The organism is Pseudomonas sp. C1C7 (assembly GCF_013359595.1).
Taxonomy (GTDB): Bacteria; Pseudomonadota; Gammaproteobacteria; order Pseudomonadales; family Pseudomonadaceae; genus Aquipseudomonas.
In genome coordinates this window covers 12,770-33,208 of sequence record NZ_JABFMP010000008.1, presented here as the reverse complement: position 1 = coordinate 33,208, position 20,439 = coordinate 12,770, and the positions used below count along the sequence as shown (strand labels likewise).

Annotated in this window: 20 protein-coding genes; 8 read left to right on the top strand and 12 right to left on the bottom strand. The window is 60.4% G+C overall.

Annotated elements, in window-relative coordinates:
• Positions 1-3 precede the first annotated feature (3 nt).
• Positions 4-597: a transcriptional regulator BetI gene (gene betI, locus HNO86_RS08785; protein ID WP_175376611.1), complete on the bottom strand. Its 594-nt coding sequence runs from the start codon at positions 595-597 to the stop codon at positions 4-6.
• 382 nt (positions 598-979) lie between these two features.
• On the opposite strand from betI, the gene HNO86_RS08780 reads away from it, so the two are divergent.
• Positions 980-2,584 (top strand): BCCT family transporter, encoded by a 1,605-nt coding sequence (locus tag HNO86_RS08780; RefSeq protein WP_372242522.1) that lies wholly within the window; start codon positions 980-982, stop codon positions 2,582-2,584.
• Positions 2,585-2,826: 242 nt separating this feature from the next.
• Here HNO86_RS08780 and choV read toward each other — a convergent pair whose 3' ends face one another.
• The 3 genes from choV to HNO86_RS08765 all read right to left on the bottom strand — a co-directional run bounded on the left by choV (position 2,827) and on the right by HNO86_RS08765 (position 5,861).
• Positions 2,827-4,005: a choline ABC transporter ATP-binding protein gene (gene choV, locus HNO86_RS08775; RefSeq protein ID WP_175376610.1), complete on the bottom strand. Its 1,179-nt coding sequence runs from the start codon at positions 4,003-4,005 to the stop codon at positions 2,827-2,829.
• Complete coding sequence (choW, locus tag HNO86_RS08770; RefSeq protein ID WP_175376609.1) at positions 4,002-4,847, bottom strand: choline ABC transporter permease subunit; 846 nt, start codon at positions 4,845-4,847, stop codon at positions 4,002-4,004. The genes choV and choW overlap by 4 nt, the downstream gene beginning before the upstream one ends.
• A gap of 66 nt (positions 4,848-4,913) precedes the next feature.
• Entirely contained in the window at positions 4,914-5,861 is a 948-nt protein-coding gene (locus HNO86_RS08765) for a choline ABC transporter substrate-binding protein (RefSeq protein ID WP_175376608.1), read from the bottom strand.
• 439 nt (positions 5,862-6,300) lie between these two features.
• Between HNO86_RS08765 and HNO86_RS08760 the strand changes: the two genes are divergently transcribed.
• Positions 6,301-7,677, top strand: coding sequence for an L-serine ammonia-lyase (locus HNO86_RS08760; protein ID WP_175376607.1), 1,377 nt, complete (start codon positions 6,301-6,303; stop codon positions 7,675-7,677).
• Positions 7,678-8,188: 511 nt separating this feature from the next.
• Positions 8,189-9,292, top strand: a complete 1,104-nt coding sequence (locus HNO86_RS08755) for a GlxA family transcriptional regulator (protein ID WP_175376606.1) — start codon at positions 8,189-8,191, stop codon at positions 9,290-9,292.
• Between the two features lie 112 nt (positions 9,293-9,404).
• Here the strand turns inward: HNO86_RS08755 and HNO86_RS08750 are convergent, their stop codons facing one another.
• The 6 genes from HNO86_RS08750 to HNO86_RS08725 form a co-directional block, all read right to left on the bottom strand.
• Positions 9,405-9,671, bottom strand: a complete 267-nt coding sequence (locus HNO86_RS08750; RefSeq protein ID WP_175376605.1) for a hypothetical protein — start codon at positions 9,669-9,671, stop codon at positions 9,405-9,407.
• Positions 9,672-10,063: 392 nt separating this feature from the next.
• On the bottom strand, positions 10,064-11,227 hold the full coding sequence (locus HNO86_RS08745; RefSeq protein ID WP_175376604.1) for a gamma-butyrobetaine dioxygenase: 1,164 nt from the start codon (positions 11,225-11,227) through the stop codon (positions 10,064-10,066).
• Between the two features lie 12 nt (positions 11,228-11,239).
• Positions 11,240-11,716, bottom strand: a complete 477-nt coding sequence (locus HNO86_RS08740) for a thioesterase family protein (RefSeq protein WP_175376603.1) — start codon at positions 11,714-11,716, stop codon at positions 11,240-11,242.
• A 92-nt stretch (positions 11,717-11,808) separates the two neighbouring features.
• On the bottom strand, positions 11,809-12,774 hold the full coding sequence (locus tag HNO86_RS08735; RefSeq protein ID WP_175376602.1) for an L-carnitine dehydrogenase: 966 nt from the start codon (positions 12,772-12,774) through the stop codon (positions 11,809-11,811).
• 136 nt (positions 12,775-12,910) lie between these two features.
• Positions 12,911-13,798, bottom strand: a complete 888-nt coding sequence (locus HNO86_RS08730; RefSeq protein ID WP_175376601.1) for a 3-keto-5-aminohexanoate cleavage protein — start codon at positions 13,796-13,798, stop codon at positions 12,911-12,913.
• A gap of 148 nt (positions 13,799-13,946) precedes the next feature.
• Positions 13,947-14,891, bottom strand: a complete 945-nt coding sequence (locus HNO86_RS08725; RefSeq protein WP_175376600.1) for a choline ABC transporter substrate-binding protein — start codon at positions 14,889-14,891, stop codon at positions 13,947-13,949.
• 209 nt (positions 14,892-15,100) lie between these two features.
• Here HNO86_RS08725 and HNO86_RS08720 point away from each other — a divergent pair, with 209 nt between their 5' ends.
• Positions 15,101-16,045 (top strand): GlxA family transcriptional regulator, encoded by a 945-nt coding sequence (locus HNO86_RS08720; protein ID WP_175376599.1) that lies wholly within the window; start codon positions 15,101-15,103, stop codon positions 16,043-16,045.
• Between the two features lie 63 nt (positions 16,046-16,108).
• Here the strand turns inward: HNO86_RS08720 and HNO86_RS08715 are convergent, their stop codons facing one another.
• Positions 16,109-16,525, bottom strand: a complete 417-nt coding sequence (locus HNO86_RS08715) for a DUF3010 family protein (RefSeq protein WP_175376598.1) — start codon at positions 16,523-16,525, stop codon at positions 16,109-16,111.
• A gap of 160 nt (positions 16,526-16,685) precedes the next feature.
• Here HNO86_RS08715 and HNO86_RS08710 point away from each other — a divergent pair, with 160 nt between their 5' ends.
• Together HNO86_RS08710 and HNO86_RS08705 are read left to right on the top strand one after the other, a co-directional pair.
• Entirely contained in the window at positions 16,686-16,982 is a 297-nt protein-coding gene (locus HNO86_RS08710) for a helix-turn-helix transcriptional regulator (protein WP_175376597.1), read from the top strand.
• Positions 16,979-18,217: a type II toxin-antitoxin system HipA family toxin gene (locus tag HNO86_RS08705; protein WP_175376596.1), complete on the top strand. Its 1,239-nt coding sequence runs from the start codon at positions 16,979-16,981 to the stop codon at positions 18,215-18,217. The genes HNO86_RS08710 and HNO86_RS08705 overlap by 4 nt, the downstream gene beginning before the upstream one ends.
• 4 nt (positions 18,218-18,221) lie before the next feature.
• Here the strand turns inward: HNO86_RS08705 and HNO86_RS08700 are convergent, their stop codons facing one another.
• Positions 18,222-18,623 carry a lysozyme inhibitor LprI family protein gene (locus tag HNO86_RS08700; RefSeq protein WP_175376595.1) on the bottom strand — a complete coding sequence of 134 codons (402 nt, stop codon included), beginning with the start codon at positions 18,621-18,623 and terminating at the stop codon, positions 18,222-18,224.
• 222 nt (positions 18,624-18,845) lie between these two features.
• Between HNO86_RS08700 and HNO86_RS08695 the strand changes: the two genes are divergently transcribed.
• Together HNO86_RS08695 and HNO86_RS08690 are read left to right on the top strand one after the other, a co-directional pair.
• Positions 18,846-19,823: a dipeptidase gene (locus HNO86_RS08695; RefSeq protein ID WP_175376594.1), complete on the top strand. Its 978-nt coding sequence runs from the start codon at positions 18,846-18,848 to the stop codon at positions 19,821-19,823.
• A gap of 78 nt (positions 19,824-19,901) precedes the next feature.
• On the top strand, positions 19,902-20,432 hold the full coding sequence (locus HNO86_RS08690) for a DUF5943 domain-containing protein (protein ID WP_007926354.1): 531 nt from the start codon (positions 19,902-19,904) through the stop codon (positions 20,430-20,432).
• The last annotated feature ends 7 nt before the right edge of the window (positions 20,433-20,439 follow it).

The following is a 20,439-nucleotide window of genomic DNA, read 5'->3' as shown; positions in this document are numbered from 1 at the left end:
GCTCTAGCTCACCCGCTTGGCCAATTGGAAATCCATGTATTCGTAAGCGATCTGTTGCGCCTGCTCGGTGTCGAAAGCGTCTCCCGACAACGCACCGCGCAACCACAAACCGTCAATCAACGCCGCCAGGCCACGGGCTGCACTGCGCGCATCTTCGAGCGGCAGTACGCGGCGGAACTGGCAGCACAGGTTGGAATACAAACGGTGATCGTTGATCCGCTGCAACCTGTGCAAAGACGTCTGGTGCATGCTGGTGGCCCAGAAGGCCAGCCAGGTTTTCATTGCAGGGCCATTGACCTGGCTGGCGTCGAAGTTGCCTTCGATGATCACCTGCAGATGCGCCCGGGGGCTGTCATCTTTGAGCGCCTGACGGCGCGCGGTGACGTTCTCGCTCAGGACGCTCATCAGGTACCCCATGGTGGCGGCGATCAGGCCATTCTTGTCCTGAAAGTAGTGACTGATGATGCCGTTCGAGACACCGGCCAAACGGGCGATCAGCGCAATGCTGGCGTCCCCCATTCCGACCTGATCGACCGCCTGCAAAGTGGCTTCGATCAATTGCTGGCGGCGGATGGGTTGCATACCGACCTTGGGCATCTTGCACATCTCCTTGGGCCCTTGCGGCAGACGACGAGCGTCTACCGGCTTGTGGGCCAGTCTATTTTGTTTTGATTGAACGTTCAATCAACAAAGAATAAGATCCGCGACAATTCGTCGCTCCTTACAGATTTTTCCTACGTGTAAATGGCGGCTAACCGACATCCAAATCAGCTCGAAACCAGTACGCCACGGCGTCCCCAGGCTTCGGGCTTTTTTCCGGCTGTCTTTATATCACCCGCTGGTCGGCTGCCCACTAACCGATTGGTCGAGTGACTCGTTTGTCTTGCGTTCTTCATCTCGCACTGCCCGGAGCATCTGTGCCATGAGTTCTGCCTCGCTAATAAAGACCCCACCGCAAAAGGTGACGGTCAACGGTTGGGTGTTCTACACCTCGACCGCGTTGATTCTGTTGTTGACCGCCATTCTGATCATCGCCCCGCAAGAGGCCGGCAGACTGCTCGGTACGGCGCAAGCCTGGTTGTCCCGCAGTTTTGGCTGGTACTACATGGTGGTCATTGCCGCCTACCTGATCTTCGTCGTGGGCCTGGCGTTCTCGTCCTACGGCAAACTGAAACTGGGCACCAAGGACGACACCCCGGACTTCAGTTACGGCGCCTGGGCGGGGATGCTGTTCTCCTCGGGTATCGGCATTTCGCTGCTGTACTTTGGCGCTTCCGAACCGCTGGATCACTTCTTCAACCCGCCCGAAGGCGCGGCCGGCAGCAACCAGGCGGCGCGTCAGGCGGTTCAGCTGACGTTCCTGCACTGGGGCCTGCATGGCTGGGCGATCTACGCGCTGGTCGGTTTGGCCGTGGGTTACTTTGCCTATCGCCACAACCAGCCGCTGGCATTGCGTTCGGCGCTGTACCCGCTGGTGGGCGAGCGTTGGGTCAAGGGCGCGGCGGGGCATGCGGTGGACGGCTTCGGCATGTTCGTGACCCTGCTGGGGCTGGTGACCAACCTGGGGATCGGTTCGCTGCAAGTGGCGTCGGGTCTGGAAAACCTGTTCGGCATGGAGCACAGCAACACCAATCTTTTGATCGTGATCATCGTGATGAGCACCGTGGCGACCATCGCCGCCGTGTCGGGTGTGGAAAACGGCATCCGCCGCCTGTCCAACCTCAACATCATGCTGTTCAGCGGCTTGCTGATTTTCGTGCTGCTGTTCGGCCCGACCCTGCATTTGCTCAACGGCTTCGTGCAGAACGTCGGTGACTACCTCAACGGCGTGGTGCTCAAGACCTTCGACCTGTACGTCTACGAAGGCGACAGTGAGAAGTCCGACCGCTGGCTGGGCCTGTGGACCCTGTTCTACTGGGCGTGGTGGATTTCCTGGGCGCCATTCGTGGGCATGTTCATCGCGCGTATCTCCCGTGGTCGCACCGTGCGTGAACTGGTGGCCGGCGTGCTGCTGATTCCGCTGGGTTTCACCCTGGCGTGGCTGTCGATCTTCGGTAACTCGGCGCTGGACCTGGTGATGAACCAGGGCGCGTTGGAGCTGGGCAAGACGGCGCTGGAACAGCCGTCGATGGCGATCTACCAGTTGCTGGAGCATTACCCGGCGTCGAAGGTGGTGATCGGCGTTTCGATTTTCGTTGGTTTCGTGCTGTTCCTGACGCCGGCGGATTCCGGTGCGGTGATGATGGCCAACCTTTCGTGCAAGGGCGGTACCGTCGATGAAGACGCGCCGCACTGGCTGCGGATTTTCTGGTCGGTGGTGATCACCCTGGTGACCATCGGTCTGCTGTTCGCCGGTAACTTCGAAGCCATGCAAACCATGGTGGTGCTGGCGGGTCTGCCGTTCTCGGTGGTGCTGGTGTTCTTCATGTTCGGCTTGCACAAGGCGATGCGCCGGGACGTGCAAATCGAGCAGGAACAGGCGGAGTTGGCGGCGCGTAGTCGTCGGGGGTTCAATGAGCTTCTGACCGAGCTGGACCTGGAGCCGGGGCAAGCGCAAGTGCGTCGAGATGGTGTTTCGGTCTGAAGCACCGCGTTGAGTTCTTCGCGGGCGAGCCTCGCTCCTACAGATCATGTGTGCTCTTGTAGGAGCGAGGCTTGCCCGCGAAGGGGTCATCAAGTCTGTAACCAATCAAAAGATCGCAGCCTTCGGCAGCTCCTGCAGGTGTACGCTTTCCAATGTAGGAGCTGCCGAAGGCTGCGATCCTTTGATCTTTGCTCCACAAACAAAAACGCCGCGATCTCTCGCGGCGTTTTTTGTCTGTTGCCTTACCCCAGGTTCTTGCCGAGCAGTGCGTGGTACAGCTCGCTGTCGCCCAGGATGCCGACGACTTTGTTGTTGTCGTGCAGCACCAGTTTGTTGCCGGTCTGGTAGCGGATCTGCAGCGCGTCGCGCATGCCGATGTTCGAATCCACCAGGGTCGGACGACGACCCAGTCCTTCCACGGCCTGGCCCGGTGCCCAGTTCTGCAGGTCCAGTACCGAACCGTTCTGGCGAGCACCCTTGATGGTGTTGCCTTCGGCCAGGTCGAGCCAGGAGTCGCCGCCCGGATCCAGGCACACCGAACCGTTGATGCGCTTGCAGTTGTCCAGGGTGCGCATCAGGCTGCGGCCGCACAGTACGTTGAGCGGGTTGGTGTGGGCCACGAAGGTGCGCACATAGTCATCCGCCGGGTTGAGGACGATGTCCTCGGCCTTGCTGTACTGAATGATCCGGCCGTCTTTCATGATCGCGATACGGCTGCCCAGCTTCAGGGCCTCGTCGAGGTCGTGGCTCACGAACACGATGGTTTTGCTCAGCTTGCGTTGCAGCTCCAGCAGCTCGTCCTGCAGGCCCTGACGGATCAGCGGGTCGAGTGCCGAGAACGGTTCGTCCATCAGCAGGATGTCGGCATCCATCGCCAGCGCACGGGCCAGGCCCACGCGTTGTTGCATACCGCCGGACAGTTCATCGGGCTTCTTGTTGCGCCACTGGGTCAGGCCCACCAGTTCGAGCTTGTCGTCGACCAGCTTCTTGCGTTCCTTCTCCGGACGACCCTGCATTTCCAGACCGAAACTGATGTTCTCGCGCACCGTCAGCCAAGGCATGAGGGCGAACTTCTGGAACACCATCGCGATGCGCTTGGTGCGCATCATTTTCAGTTCCGCGGCGGTGCAGGACGCGATGTCGATCTGCTTGCCTTCGTGCTCGACGAACAGCTTGCCGCGGCTCACGGTGTTGAGGCCGTTGATGCAGCGCAGCAGGCTGGACTTGCCGGAGCCGGACAGGCCCATCAGCACGCAGATTTCGCCTTTCTCGATATCCAGGCTGGCCTTTTCCACACCGACGATCTGGCCGGTCTTCTTCAGAATCTCGTTACGGGTCAGGCCCTGATCCAGCAGCTTGAGCGCCTCGCGCGGATCCTTGGTGAAGATAACGTCGACGTTATCGAAGCGAATAATGCTCATGCGTCACCCCCTACTTTGGCGTCGGGTTGTTTGCAGATACGGTCGAGCATGATCGCCAGCAGTACGATCGCCAGGCCCGCTTCGAAGCCCAGGGCGATATCAGCAGTGTTCAGTGCGTTGACCACCGGTTTGCCGAGTCCGTCGGCGCCTACCAGTGCCGCGATCACCACCATCGACAACGACAGCATGATGCACTGGGTGATGCCTGCCGCGATGCTCGGCATGGCGTGGGGCAGTTCGATCCGTGTCAGCAGTTGGCGACGCGAGCAGCCGAAGGCCTTGCCGGCGTCCATCAGTTCTTGAGGGACATCGCGGATACCCAGGTAAGTCAGGCGGATGGGCGCGGCAATCGCGAACACCACCGTCGAAATCAGGCCCGGGACCACACCCAGACCGAAGAGGGTCAGGGTAGGAATGAGGTACACGAAGGTCGGTACGGTCTGCATCAGATCGAGTACCGGACGCATTAAAGTGTAGAACATCGGTTTGTGCGCGGCGACGATGCCCAACGGCACGCCGATCAATACGCAGACCAGGGTCGCGAACATCACCTGGGCGAGGGTTTCCATGGTTTCCTGCCAGTACCCCAGGTTCAGGATCAGCAGAAAGGAGGCAACGACAAAGGCGGTCAGGCCCCATTTACGCTGGATGAAGTGGGCCAGAAGGGCGATGAGGCCGATCAGGACCAGCGGGTTGAACCAGGTCAGCGCAAACGTCACGCCGTGGATCATCGTTTCCAGTGTCACGGCAATGGCGTCGAAGGTGCTGGCGCCGTGTTGCGTCAACCATTCGACAAAGCTCGCGATGTGCTGGCCTAGAGGTATTTTCTGATCAATCAGCATGGTAGTGAACGTCCGCATGCAAGGTAATAAACAGCCCGGACGGCCGGAGCCGTCCGGCATAAGCGATTACTGATTCAACTTGGCTTTCACGGCGTCCACGCCAGGTTTACCGTCAATGGTGGTCACGCCAGCGAGCCAGGTATCGAGCACCTGTGGATTCTTTTTCAGCCAGGCCTTGGCGGCCGCGTCAGGCTTCATCTTGTCGTCCAGGATGTTGCCCATGAGTTCGCTTTCCATGTCGACGGTGAACTCCAGGTTTTTCAACAGCTGGCCCACGTTGCTGCATTCCTCGGCATAGCCCTTGCGGGTGTTGGTTGCCACGGTGGCGGCGCCGAAATCCGGGCCAAAGAAATCGTCACCACCGGTGAGGTACTGGATCTTGAAGCGCTTGTTCATCGGATGCGGCGCCCAGCCGAGGAAGACCACGGCGGTGTCGCGTTTCTGTGCGCGGTCGACCTGGGACAGCATCCCCGCTTCGCTGGATTCGACGACCTTGAAGCCGGCGTCTTTGAGGCCAAAGGCGTTCTTGTCGATCATGCTCTGGATCAGACGGTTGCCGTCGTTGCCCGGCTCGATCCCGTAGATCTTGCCGTCGAGTTCCTTCTTGAATTTGGCGATGTCGGCGAAGTCATGCAGTCCTTTGTCGTAGAGGGCCTGAGGAACGGCCAGGGTGTACTTGGCGCCCTTGAGGTTGGTGCGCACGGTGTCCACGGTGCCGGCGTCGCGGTAGGCCTTGATGTCGTTTTCCATGGTCGGCATCCAGTTGCCGAGGAAAACGTCCATGTTCTTGCCGTCGGCCAGGGACTTGTAGGTCACCGGCACGGAAATCATGGTGGTCTTGGTCTTGTAGCCCAGCGCGTTGAGCACGACGCTGGTGGTGGCGGTTGTCGCGGTGATGTCGGTCCAACCGACATCGGAGAAGTTCACGGTACTGCATTGTGCCGGTTCTGCGGCTTGAGCCAGAACCGGCAGGCTAAGCATGGCGGCCAACAACAACGACGGGGAACCTTTCATGAATGGACTCCTTGGTGTTTTTTTTTGGCAGTGTTCCGACTTGGACTACCGCACTTATAGGTTGCGGTTGGGTGGCGTTCTTGTGACAGCTCTACCGCAGCGCCTTTGCAATCGAGTCGAATAAGATCATGTACCAGTGAAAATCTGACGCCTACAGGGTGCGTCGTAACCAGTACAGGGATGGTCGCATCCAGTGTCGGTGACGTCGTTTACAGATTTTTTCGCCCCTTTTCCCCCGTCTGCACCGCCCAAAACCGCGAAAACATGGCGTAAAACGCACACGGCGCTGGTGGACAAGAGTGCGTCGGTCCGAGACGTCGAGCGACACGATAAAAGCCGGATGATGCGGCCATCTCGGCGGATTGCAGCTTGAGCGTAGCAGCTCCGCCACCGGGCGCTTTGGGCGCCTGGATCAGGCTCATCCAGGAGTTCGGCAGTCATGGCTATCAGCGTTTTCGACCTGTTCAAAATCGGCATCGGCCCCTCCAGTTCGCACACCGTGGGACCCATGCGCGCCGCGGCGCTGTTCGTGCAGGATCTGCGCGCACGCGGGCTGCTGGAGCAGGTGCGGCGCGTCGAGGTTCAGCTTTATGGTTCGTTGTCCGCCACCGGCATCGGCCACGGCAGCGACAACGCGGTGATCATGGGCCTGATGGGCGAGTGGCCGGACGCGATCGATCCGTCGCAAATCGGCATCCGCATCGCGACCCTGCGTGAAACCGACACGCTGCTGCTCGATGGTCGTCTCGAGGTGCCTTTTATATGGGCGCGGGACATGCGCCTGATCGACGAGAACCTGCCGTTTCACCCCAACGCCATGACCCTGGTCGCCGAGGGTGATGACGGCGAGTTGCATCGCGACACTTATTATTCGGTCGGCGGCGGTTTTGTCGTCGATCAAGCCCAGGCTTGCAGCGGCGTCGTCGACCTGGACAGCACCGTGTTGCCGTATGACTTCTCCAGCGCCGCCGAACTGCTGGAGCTGTGCAAGAAGCACAACCTGAGCGTGGCCCAATTGATGATGGCCAACGAGAAGGTCTGGCGCAGCGAAGAAGAGATCCGCAGCGGCCTAATGAAACTCTGGCGCGCCATGCAGGATTGCGTCGATCACGGCCTCAAGCACGAAGGCATCCTGCCCGGCGGTCTGAACGTGCGCCGTCGCGCGGCCAAGTTGCACCGCAGCCTGCAGGAGCTGAACAAGCCCAACGTGATCGGCTCGACCTTGAGTGCGATGGAGTGGGTCAACCTTTATGCACTGGCGGTCAACGAAGAAAACGCCGCCGGCGGGCGCATGGTCACGGCACCGACCAATGGCGCGGCGGGGATCATCCCGGCAGTGTTGCACTACTTTATGAAGTTCAGCGAAGACGTGACCGACGCCAATGTCGTCGACTACTTCCTGGGCGCGGCTTCCGTGGGGATCCTGTGCAAGAAGAACGCCTCGATCTCCGGCGCCGAAGTCGGTTGCCAGGGTGAAGTGGGTTCAGCCTGCGCCATGGCTGCCGCGGGTCTGGCGGAGATCCTTGGCGCCACGCCCGAACAGTTGTGCAACGCGGCGGAAATCGGCCTGGAGCACAACCTCGGCCTGACCTGCGACCCGGTGGGCGGCCTGGTGCAAGTGCCGTGCATCGAGCGCAACGCGATTGCGGCGGTGAAGGCGATCAACGCGGCGCAGATGGCGTTGCGTGGCGATGGTCAGCACTTCATCTCGCTGGATCGGGTGATCCGCACCATGCGCGATACCGGCGCCGATATGCATGACAAATACAAGGAGACATCGCGGGGCGGGTTGGCGGTGAGTGCGGTGGAGTGTTGAGACCGCATTGACCCTGTTCGCGGGCAAGCCTCGCTCCTGCGGACAGTGGTGTCGGTAGGAGCGAGGCTTGCCCGCGAAGGGGCCGGACCAGTCAAAACTGCGCGTAAATCGAACACCCGCACCAAAACGCGCCATCTTTTGGCGCGTCGCTCACAGATAAATGGCCTCATCAAAGGTCGGGTACAATCACCGCCACGACCACCCGTCATCCCGTGCCTTGGGTGACACTCTTGCCGGGTTGCCCGCAGCCCAGTTCCCACAAGTGCTACCGATCTGCTCACACCTGTCGCAGAAGGGCACTTTCCCGCATTGATAGCACCTATATCCCCTACTCGCCGCGCGTCATATTTAGACACGTGCGACGTCGTTTTCAGGAGTTATTGAATGCCTATTCAATTTTAGGCATGGCAATTGCTCTGTCATTACAAAGCCCGTCTCCCACGCGAGAACGATGGCAATAACAAGAGCCTGCGCCTGAGGCCATTACCTGCTTGTGTGAGGAGATACCGCGATGACGTCGTTCAACTCCGGGGCCCAACCCCAGAACCGTGCGCCTCAATCCATCGGCTTTCTGCTGCTGGACAATTTCACGCTGATTTCCCTGGCTTCCGCAGTCGAACCACTGCGCATGGCCAACCAGTTGTCCGGTCGCGAGTTGTATCGCTGGACCACCCTCACAGTCGACGGCGGCCAGGTCTGGGCCAGTGACGGCCTGCAGATCACCCCCGACGCCTCGATGCACAAAGCCCCTCCCATGGACACCGTGATCGTCTGCGGTGGTATCGGTATCCAGCGCACTGTTACCCGCGAACACGTGTCATGGCTGCAAAGCCAGGCGCGTCAGTCCCGCCGTTTGGGCGCGGTCTGCACCGGCAGCTGGGCCCTGGCCTGCGCCGGCCTGCTCGACGGTTTCGATTGCAGCGTGCACTGGGAATGTCTGGCGGCGATGCAGGAAGCGTTTCCACGGGTGGCCATGAGTACCCGTCTGTTCACCCTCGACCGTAACCGTTTCACCAGCTCCGGCGGCACCGCGCCGCTGGACATGATGCTGCACCTGATCAGCCGCGATCACGGCCGTGAACTGTCCGCCGCGATCTCGGAGATGTTCGTCTACGAGCGCATCCGCAACGAACAGGATCACCAGCGCGTGCCGCTCAAGCACATGCTGGGCACCAACCAGCCGAAGCTGCAGGAAATCGTCGCGCTGATGGAGGCCAACCTCGAAGAGCCGATCGACCTGGACGAGCTGGCGGTGTACGTCTCGGTGTCCCGTCGCCAGCTCGAGCGCCTGTTCCAGAAATACCTGCACTGCTCGCCGTCGCGTTACTACCTCAAGCTGCGCCTGATCCGCGCTCGGCAGCTGCTCAAGCAGACGCCGATGTCGATCATCGAAGTGGCGTCGGTCTGTGGTTTCGTCTCCACGCCGCACTTCTCCAAGTGCTACCGCGAATACTTCGGCATTCCGCCGCGTGACGAGCGCGTAGGCTCCAACACTACCCAGCAAGTGGCGATGATGCCGCTGCCGCAGGCCATGGTGCTGTCGCCGCTGTCGGGGCCGTTGTCGGCGCTGAGCCAGGCGCGCAATGAGTCGACGTTTGCCAGTGTAAGGCTGTAAACCGAGGCGTTTTCATCGCGGGCAAGCCCGCTCCCACAGGGTTCTCGGTTGGATTGCAAATGTATGATCCAACCGAAATCCTTGTGGGAGCGGGCTTGGCCGCGATTGCGTCTTATCGGCCGGAATGGCTCTGCTGGTACTCGGCCAATGCCGGCAGCAACTGCTTGTCGATGGCCTGGCGTACGGCCGGCAGGATGGTGGCGCTGCTGGTATACATCTGCTTGACCATGGTACGCAGCACGATGGCCCGTTCGTTGTTCAAACCGCGTACCGCGAACTCACAGGCCTGCTCGGCGGTCGCACCGTTCGGCACTTGAAAGCCCAATGCAATCAGGTGGCCCAACAGGTCTTCCTGGTCAATCAAATCGGCGTGCATCATGGCGCTAATCCTTCTTCTGGGAACGGGTCTGGCTCGATTCTGGTAGTGGCATGCAGTGGCATCAAGGGCGATTTGTCGCAATGTCATAACTGACTATGAGCACGTCGTTTTCGGGCATCTTTGCACAAAGGGGAGTGGGCACACTGGACTCAGCTCGCTTCACGAAGGTTTGGTCACCCGAGCGTTGCAGCTCCTCAACAGTACCCTCTGCCTCGGTCATGTCACGGCTTGATCGGGGCTTTTTTTGCCTGTGTGTCCTTGAGAAATCTGTCGCCTGAACTGACGCCTTCGCGGGCAAGCCCGCTCCCACAGGGGCCGGAGTGGTCACAGATTTTGTGTACGACGCCGAACCTGTGGGAGCGTGGCTTGCCCGCGATGAACGATGACACGGTCTAACGCTGCAACACCAAAATGCGCGACAACAACTCATCCCGGTCGACGTAGCAGCCCTGGAAATGCCGCGCCCCGGTCGCCGGATCGAAGGCGTTGCGGGCATGCAGGGTGCGGCGGTTGTCGAAGCACCACAGCTCGCCCGGATTGAGCTTTTGCATCACACGAAAGCGGGCCTCGCGGGTCATCTCGATGAAGCGGCGATAGGCGCGATAGAGCTTGGGCATATCGTCCACTGACGCGTCGAACGGACCGCGCAGGAAGTTGGCCATGCGGATTTCCGACACTTGTCCCAGGGCATCCAGGGCGATGATCGGCGCCAGGCAGCGATAGTCGCTGTGGCGGTCCTTGTTGCGAAATTCCACCGGGATCTCGCACAGGCTTTTGAACGACTGCGGATCTTCCCGGCGCAGGGCGTCGGCGATGGCAAAACCGTCGACGAAGATGCTCTCGCCACCCTCGGCGTCATTGACCAGGCAATGCAGGAATTGCAGCCCCGGTTGCAGCTCGCGGGTCGGCAGGTCGGTGTGCAGCGGCAGGTTGAAAGCGGTGTAGGCGTTGCTGTCCGCATCGGCCTTGGATTGCACATTGAACAGCACGCCGAAATTGCTCTCGCGGATGAACGAAATGCGCTGGGCGATCAGCTTCAGCGAGCCGGGCTCGGTGGGCACGCCGCGCACCTGGGAAAGCCCGGTATCGCGCACGGCCAGCAGCCATTGCAGCAGGGCGCTGTTGTCGTTCATCAGCGCCTGGTATTCGAACACCGGCAGCGTCAGGTCGCTGTGCCACAGTTTGGCCCGAGGCTTGCCGGCCAGGCGTTCGGCGCGGGATTCGTCGTCATAGGCGTGGGCCCGCAGCCAGCCGGGGTCGAAGCGACTGAGGTGGCCGTCCTGCCACTGGATGCTCAGGCAGCCTTCAACGTCGACGCTGCACTGTTCCGGCAGCAGGTTGTCCGGAACGTCGACGATTTCCAGTACCTGTTCGCGGGTCACGGTGTAGACGCATTGCGGGCACGGGCAGTTGTCCCGCAGCCATTGATGGTGGAAGGGGCTGACCCGTTGATCGGCCCACTTCACCAGAACACGATCCGCCATCGCCTGCACGCCTGTCAGCGCGCTGATCAACGGATACGTACGAAAATCGGCTAAAGCGGCGGCGGTGTTCATGCAATCTCCTTGTTATTTTTTTTGGGGTAATGCGATCACTCGTCCAATGTACGCGGGGGCCGGCAGATCGGCCTGATCGGCGACAATGGCTTGCAGTTTGCTCAAGGTCAATTCGCTGAACGGCGTGGAGCGCGGGCCGGCGAGATCGACGTGCGTCAGCATCTGCTCGTTGCCCGACAGCTCCTTGTCGTCGCCCACCAGATGCAGGCTGTGGTAGAGGTGCAGGCGCTTGGCGTCGTGGCCGATGATCTGCGTGCGCACTTCGACATCGGCGTCGAGCTTCACTTCGTGCAGGTAGTTGAGGTGAAGCTCCAGGGTGAACAGCGAATTGCCGCTGGCTTCGCGGTTGTTGCTGTCCATGCCGAGGCGATCCATCAGTGCGTCGGTGGCATAGCTGAAGATCAGCAGGTAGAAGGCGTCGCGCAGGTGGCCGTTGTAGTCGACCCAGTCGGGGATGATGCGGGTTTGATAGGTGGTCAGTGCGGGCATGTTTCAGGTTCCAAAAAATGTGGTGACAAGGCCGCCGTCATCGCGGGCTTGCCCGCGATGAGGCCAGTACTGCTGGCCTCAAAGCCTGAGTCTTACTCGCTGAACGCCATCCCATGCTTCTCTTTGGTGGCCTTCACCGCATCCAGCACCGCCATCAGGCAGTCATCACGATAGCGCTCCAGCGCAGAAATGCTGTGTTTGCCCAGTTGATCGCTGGTGCCGTCCACCACATCGTCGATCAGCTTGTCGGTCAGCTCAGGCGCCGGCAGGTAAGTCCACGGCAACTGCAGGGCCGGGCCGAACTGGGCCATGAAGTGACGCATGCCCGCGTCGCCACCGGCCAGGGTGTAGGTCAGGAAAGTACCCATGAACGACCAGCGCAGGCCGGCGCCGAAACGGATCGCGTCGTCGATTTCGCCGGTGGTCGCCACACCGTCGTTGACCAGGTGCAGGGCCTCGCGCCACAGCGCTTCGAGCAGGCGGTCGGCGATGAAGCCCGGAACTTCCTTGCGTACATGCAGTGGGCGCATCCCCAGGGATTCGTAGACTTGCATCGCTGCCTGCACGGCTTCGGGCGCGGTGTTCTTGCCGCCGACCACTTCCACCAGCGGCAGCAGGTAAACCGGGTTGAACGGGTGGCCGACCACGCAGCGTTCCGGATGGGTGGCGCTCTCGTAGAACTCGCTCGGCAGCAGGCCGGAGGTGCTGGAACCGATCAGGGCGTTGGGCTTGGCCGCGGCGCTGATTTTGCTGTGCAGGTCCAGTTTCAGCTCAAGGCGCTCGGGGGCGCTTTCCTGGATGAAATCGGCGTCACGCACGCATTCTTCGATGGTGGCGACAAAGCGCAGGCGGTCCTGCGAGGCGCCAGGCGCCAGCCCCTTTTTCTCCAGCGCACCCCAGGCGTTGGCCACGCGTTTGCGCAGCGCCGCCTCGGCACCGGGCGCCGGATCCCAGGCCACGACATCCAGACCATGGGCGAGGGCGCGCGCAACCCAGCCGCTGCCGATGACACCGCTGCCCAGAGCGGCGAAGGTTTTGATTTCGGTGATAAAGCTCATGGCGATTTCCTGAAGATTTCGGTGAACCCTGTAGGAGCTGCCGAAGGCTGCGATCTTTTGATGTTGCTTTTGAAGATCAAGATCAAAAGATCGCAGCCTTCGGCAGCTCCTACAGGGGGGGATGTGTAGGTTCGGCTTAGCCGCGCTGTTTCAGGCCCATCTTCTTGCGGCCTTCAGCCGGGGTCAGGACCCGGGCGCCAAGGCGGCTGAGGATTTCGCCGGCGCGTTCGACCAGTTGGCCGTTGGTCGCCAGCACGCCCTTGTCCAGCCACAGGTTGTCTTCCAGGCCGACCCGCACGTTGCCGCCCAGCAGTACCGCTTGCGCCGCCATCGGCATCTGCATGCGGCCGATGCCGAAGCCGGCCCAGACCGCGTCGGCCGGCAGGTTGTCGACCATGGCCTTCATGGTGGTGGTGTCAGCCGACGCCCCCCACGGGATGCCCAGGCACAGCTGGAACAGCGGGTTGTCGAGCAGGCCTTCCTTCATCATCTGCTTGGCGAACCACAGGTGGCCGGTGTCGAAAATTTCAAGCTCCGCTTTCACGCCCAGCTCTTGAATGCGTTTGGCGCCGGCACGCAGTTGCGCCGGGGTGGAGACGTAAATGGTGTCGCCGTCGCCGAAGTTCAGGGTGCCGCAATCGAGGGTGCAGATTTCCGGCAGCAGCTCCTCGACGTGGGCCAGACGGGTCAGCGGGCCGACCAGATCGGTGTTCGGGCCGAACTCCATCGGGTTCTCGCCGGCACCGATTTCCAGGTCGCCGCCCATGCCGGCGGTGAGGTTGACGATGATGTCGACGTCGGCCTCGCGGATGCGCTCCATCACTTCGCGATACAGCGCCACGTCACGGCTGAACTTGCCGGTTTGCGGGTCGCGAACGTGGCAATGAACCACGGTGGCGCCGGCCTTCGCGGCTTCCACGGCGGCAGCGGCGATCTGTTTCGGGGTGACCGGCACGTGTGGGCTCTTGGCGGTCGTGTCGCCAGCACCGGTGAGTGCGCAGGTGATGATGACGTCGTGGTTCATGTTCGCGGTTCCTTACAGGCAAGTGTTTTTTAGTCGGGTCAAAAGCCGGGCGTAGCGGTGCCGTTCGCAGCCCGCTGGGGCTGCGAATCGGTGGTTCGGTACTGTGGTTCGGTACTGTGATTCGGTACTGTGATTCGGTTCTGGGGGGTTACTTACTGGTCAGTTGCAGGTTTTCAGCGGCCGGTTTGCCGTCGAACGTGGTCACGCCTTCAAGCCAGCGCTTCTTGTCTTCGGGGTGATCCTTGAGCCATTGCTTGGCCGATTCGAAGGCGTCCTTGTGATCCAGCAGCGGCTGCATCATCCGGCTCTCGTCTTCGGCGCTGAAGGTCAGGTTGGTCAGCAGGCGACCGATGTTCGGGCACTGTTCGGCGTATTTCGGCGCGGTAACCGTCCACACGGTGGCCATGCCTTCGTTCGGGCCCAGGGCGTCCTCGCTGCCGGTCAGATAGGTCATCTGCACGTTGACGTTCATCGGGTGCGGCGCCCAGCCGAAGAACACCACGGCTTCCTTGCGGCGCACGGCGCGATCCACCGCGGCGAGCATGCCGGCCTCGCTGGATTCGACCAGCTGGAACTTGCCCAGGCCGAACTGGTTCTTGGCGATCATCGCCTTGATCTGGGTGTTGGCGCCCGAGCCTGGCTCGATGCCGTAGATCTTGCCGCCCAGCTCTTTCTCGAACTTGGCGATGTCAGCGAAAGTCTTCAGGCCCTTGTCGGCCAGGTAAGTCGGCACGGCGAGGGTGGCGCGGGCGTCCTTCAGGCTCGGCGCTTCAAGCACCTTCACCTGATTGGCGTCTACGAACGGGGTGATGGTTTGGGTCATCAGCGGGTTCCAGTAACCCAGGAACAGGTCCAGGCGCTGATCACGGATGCCGGCGAAGATGATTTGCTGGGAAGCACTGGTCTGTTTGGTGTTGTAGCCGAGGCCGTCGAGCAATACCTGGGTCATGGCGCTGGTGGCGATCACGTCGGTCCAGTTCACCACGCCCATGCGCACGTTCTGGCAGGAGGCGGGTTCGGCGGCCATGACACTGGCGCTCAGCAAAGCGGTACCACTGAGTGCAAGAACACAGCTGCTGATCAGTCGTTTCATTCTCGGGTTCCTCGGCAGTTTCGTTATTGTGGGTCCGGTCGTCTTTGTGCGCCGGTGATGTCACGTTACGCAGCTAATCGGCCATAAAAGCGCACTGCGGCGACCAGCACTTGCACTGCAGCGACCTGTCCTCTTGAATGGCGTTTGCAAGTGGCGTATCAACGTCCTCACGCTCCCGCCGTCTCGCTACCTCCACTCGAGTGCGCGCCATGTCTCAGGATTTCTATTTCTTGTTGATGCCGGGTTTCTCGGCCATTGGATTCATCTCGGCCATCGAGCCGCTGCGGGTCGCCAATCGCTTTCGCGGCGAGCTCTATCGCTGGCATGTATTGAGCGCCGATGGCGGGGCGGTGCTGGCCAGTAACGGCATGTCGGTCAACGCCGATGCGGCGCTGGAGCCATTGAAGAAGGGCGCGACCTTATGGGTGGTCGCTGGCTTCGAACCGCTGAAGTTCGTCACCCCGGCGCTGGAGCACTGGCTGCGCCGTCTGGATAACGAAGGCGTGACCCTGGGCGGCATCGACACCGGCAGTGTCGTCCTCGCCGAGGCGGGTTTGATGGACGGTCATCGCCTGACCCTGCACTGGGAAGCCATCGATGCCTTCAAGGAGTCCTACCCGCAGCTGAGCGTCACCCAGGAGCTGTTCGAGATCGACCGCCGGCGCATCACCTCCGCCGGCGGCACTGCCTCTATTGATCTGATGCTCGATCTGATCGGCCAGGCCCACGGCCCGGACCTGGCGATCCAGGTCAGCGAACAGTTCGTACTCGGCCGCATCCGCCCGCGCAAAGACCACCAGCGCATGGAAGTCGCCACGCGTTATGGCATCAGCAACAAGAAACTCGTTCACGTCATTGGCGAGATGGAACAGCACAGCGAGCCGCCCTTGAGCACCCTGGAACTAGCGGAATCGATCAAGGTGACGCGTAGGCAACTGGAGCGCCTGTTCCGTTTGCACCTGAACGACACCCCGAGCAATTTCTACTTGCGCTTGAGACTGGAGAAAGCGCGGCAATTGCTGCGCCAGACCGACATGAGCGTGTTGGAAGTGAGCATTGCCTGCGGGTTTGAATCACCGTCGTATTTCACCCGCAGCTACCGGGCGAAGTACGAGCGTTGCCCGCGGGAAGACCGGCGAACCGCAAAAGTATGAACGCCAAGTAAACCTGTGGGAGCGGGCGAGCCCGCTCCCACATTTTCACAGCGGCGTTTGAAATTACTTCTTCACCAACGCCGAACAAGCCACCTTGTAAGCCTCATGCTGATACTTGTTCAGCGTCTGCGGCAGCTCAAACCCATGCTTCTTCGCCTGCGCATTGATGGTCTGCGGCGACAGCAGCGTCACCTCGCAATTCTCCAGCAACTGCAAGACCCCTTCGATCTTGAACGTCGTCGGTCCACCGGCGAATTCACCCTTCTTGCTGCGCTTTTTGATCGCCATTCGATCTATCGAATTCTCGCGAACAAACGAAGCAACTTGCGCAGCGAAAACCTTCACGTTCGCCGCTTCGTCGTCATCGTCCAGTGCGATTTTCTTGGTGGCCAGCGCGATATGGCTCAGCGTCTGGCCCTCCAGGGTGGCCACGGCGATGATCGCTTCGCTGCCTTTGATTTCGATTCCGCAGATTTTCATTCAAGTGCCTATATCGGATGACTGATTGTCGATTTATAAAGGACTAAATATTGTTCGCTAATCGACTTTTTTGGAAATAAAGGTTCATATTTTATCTTTTAATTTAATTTTAAAGCCGTGCTCTACTACGCTCATTATTGCGCCCTACGAGGTCAAAATCATGGCCCTGACCCATATTCTCTACTCCCCCGGCGAGATCGCCATGCAGATCGCCAGCAATGCCAAGCAATTGAGGCTGAGTAAAAACCTGTCCAGACGCACATTGGCGCAAAAGTCAGGTGTGCCTGAATCCAATATCAAACGCTTCGAGACCACCGGCAAGATTTCGCTGGATGGGTTGTTGTTGATCGCGATCTGCCTGGAAGCCGAAGCGCCGCTGATGAATCTGTTCGCGTCGCCGCAATGGCTGACACTCCAAGATCTGAAAAACCACGGAAGGGCGAGGGGGCGTCAATGAAAGCCGTCAAATCGATAAGCGTCATGCTCCAGGGGGCGAGGGTGGGCGAGTTGGTTTCGATTCCCCGCCAAGGCCTGTTCTTTTCGTACGATCCGGTGTGGCTGGCCAAGGGATTCAATCTCGCGCCGTTTCATATGGAGTTTTCGATCAAGCCTCAAAGAGCTGCCGATCCGCAGCTGTTTGACGGACTCCATGGCGCCTTCAGCGATTCGCTTCCCGACGGTTGGGGGTTGTTGCTCATGGACCGGTTTTTTCGCCGTGAACTGAGCGTCGAGCGTCATGACATAAGTCCGCTCGATCGTTTGGCCTATATGGGGGCCAGGGGCATGGGGGCGTTGGAGTACGTGCCGACACTGGAAGGCGGGACGACTGACGTAGAGCTGGATCTGGCGGCGCTCTATGAAGCTTCGCAGACCATACTGTGCGGAAGTGCTGACGAGATCATCACTTCCCTGCGCCTGGCGGGCGGTTCCCCGGGTGGTGCGCGACCCAAGGCGGTCGTTGGCCTCTCTGCGGACCATCGCCGCGCCGTTTCGTCCTTCGGAGCGATGCCTGAAGGGTACGAGCATTGGTTGATCAAGTTCCGCAGCGATGGCGACCATCGCGACAGCGGCGCCATCGAGCAGGCTTATGCCACGATGGCCCGTAAAGCCGGGGTAGAAATGTCGGAGTCGAAATTGTTCGATGTCCAGACCGTCACGGGGCGCGAGCGCTTTTTTGCCACCAGACGCTTTGATCGTGAAGCAGGCGCCAAGCGCCATTTGCTGTCCGCCGCAGCGATTCTATATGCCGATTTTCGTGCCCCCAGTCTCGATTACAGCGACTTGCTGCGTGCAACCTGGGCGATGACCCGGGATGCGACAGAAGTCGAGAAAATGGCCCGCTTGATGATCTTCAACGCCCTGACCCACAACCACGACGATCATGCGAAGAATTTCTCCTTCTTTGGTGGTCCCGGCGGTTGGAAAATGGCACCTGCGTATGACTTGACGTTTTCCAGCACGGGCGGGCGTCGGGATGAGCACACGACGGCTTTTGCCGGAACAGGAAAGCCGTCGCGCAAGGCGTTGATAGAGGTGTGCAAACCCTACAGCTTCCTTGAGCCCGAGCGGTATATCGCCCAGACACTGGATGCGCTTTCAGGGTGGGGCACCTGTTGCGCAGAGTTGGAAATCGACAAGGTTCAGAGCGAAAAATTGCTGTCGGTGCTGGACGGCATCTGGAGATCGCTCTGACCTGTCACTCCTGCCCAATCGACTCCAAAAATTCCGACCTGTCGTCACTCATCCGCGCCACGCAATCATTTTGCGCGATGGTGAATGCCTTGCTGCCGGCGGTGGCGGGGAAGGCTTCGATGGCGCAGTCGGCGTCGCGGGTTTTTTGCCATTGCTGGTGGGCGGCTTTGATTTTGGCGGTGATGTCGGCCAGTTGCGCCGGATTCTTGCCGTAGAGCGACTGCATGCGCTCGTTCAGGCTTTTGGTGTTTTCGTTCAGCAGGTCTTCAGCGGTGCTTTTGCTGAACGCCGAGCATTCCAGGGTCTGGACGTCGTTTTCGACTTTGTCGCAGGGGTTGTCGTCGGCTTCTTCCGCAGCCGTTACGCCCGTCGCAATCAGTGCCAAAGCCAGCAAGATCGATTTCATTCAAGTCGCCCTACATCAAGAGATGCGGGGAATTCTGGCCCATGCGGGCGACCTTGAACAGGTCGCGAATCGCTCCTGGCGACGACCCTTTGTCGCGGATTGACGCTTTCGGCAATTCGTCTGTCGTTTTTGCACCCGGCTGCCACGGCACCGAGGCATATGCTGGCTCCAAAGCGCCGGCAGACGATTCGGCGCATGAATCGCCAATAAGGGGACAGCCTGATGAGCCCAGCCGAACTGCACGCCGACAGCATCGTTATCGACGGGCTGATTATTGCCAAGTGGAACCGTGAGCTTTTCGAAGACATGCGCAAGGGCGGTTTGACCGCGGCCAACTGCACCGTGTCGGTGTGGGAGGGCTTCCAGGCCACCGTCAACAACATCGCCGCCAGCCAGAAACTGATCCGCGAAAACAGCGACCTGGTGATTCCGGTGCGCACCACCGCCGACATCCGCAAAGCCAAGGAGCAGGGCAAGACCGGCATCCTCTTTGGCTTCCAGAACGCTCACGCTTTCGAAGACCAGATCAGCTATGTCGAGATCTTCAAGCAGCTGGGCGTGGGCATCGTGCAGATGTGCTACAACACCCAGAACCTGGTCGGCACTGGCTGCTACGAGCGCGATGGCGGCCTGTCGGGCTTCGGTCGTGAAATCGTTGCCGAAATGAACCGTGTCGGCGTGATGTGCGACCTGTCCCACGTCGGCTCCAAGACCTCCGAGGAAGTCATCCTCGAATCGAAGAAACCGGTCTGCTACTCCCACTGCCTGCCGTCGGGCCTGAAGGTTCACCCGCGCAACAAGTCCGATGAAGAACTCAAGTTCATCGCCGACCACGGCGGTTTCGTCGGCGTGACCATGTTCGCGCCGTTCCTGGCCAAGGGCATCGATTCGACCATCGACGACTACGCCGAAGCGATCGAATACACGATGAACATCGTCGGCGAAGACGCGATCGGCATCGGCACCGACTTCACCCAGGGTCATGGCCAGGACTTCTTCGAATACCTGACCCACGACAAGGGCTACGCCCGCCGTCTGACCAGCTTCGGCAAGATCATCAACCCGCTGGGCATCCGCACCGTCGGCGAGTTCCCGAACCTGACCGAAACCCTGCTCAAGCGCGGCCATTCCGAGCGAGTGGTGCGCAAGATCATGGGCGAAAACTGGGTCAACGTCCTCAAGGATGTCTGGGGCGAGTAAGCCGCAGCGCGCTGAATCCTTTTCCCCCGGCCGTCCGTGCCGGGGGCAACACCAAAATTTTTCTGGAGTTAAGTTTCCATGGCCAAGATCGCCCCGCAATTGCCTATCGAAGTCGACAGCGAGACCGGTGTCTGGACGTCCGACGCCCTGCCGATGCTGTACGTGCCGCGTCATTTCTTCGTCAACAACCACATGGGCATCGAGGAAGTGCTGGGCGCCGACGCCTATGCCGAGATCCTCTACAAGGCCGGCTACAAGTCCGCCTGGCACTGGTGTGAAAAAGAAGCCGAATGCCACGGCCTGGAAGGTGTCGCGGTGTTCGAGCACTACATGAAGCGCCTGTCGCAGCGCGGCTGGGGCCTGTTCAAGATCCAGGACATTGACCTGGACAAGGGCACCGCCAGCGTCAAGCTCGAGCACTCGGCATTCGTCTACGTCTACGGCAAGGTCGGACGCAAGGTCGACTACATGTTCACCGGCTGGTTTGCCGGCGCGATGGACCAGATCCTCGCCGCTCGCGGCAGCAAGATCCGCACCGTGGCCGAACAAGTCTACGGTGGCTCCGAAGAAGGCCACGACGACGGCCTGTTCACCGTCAAGCCGTTGTAAGTCGAGG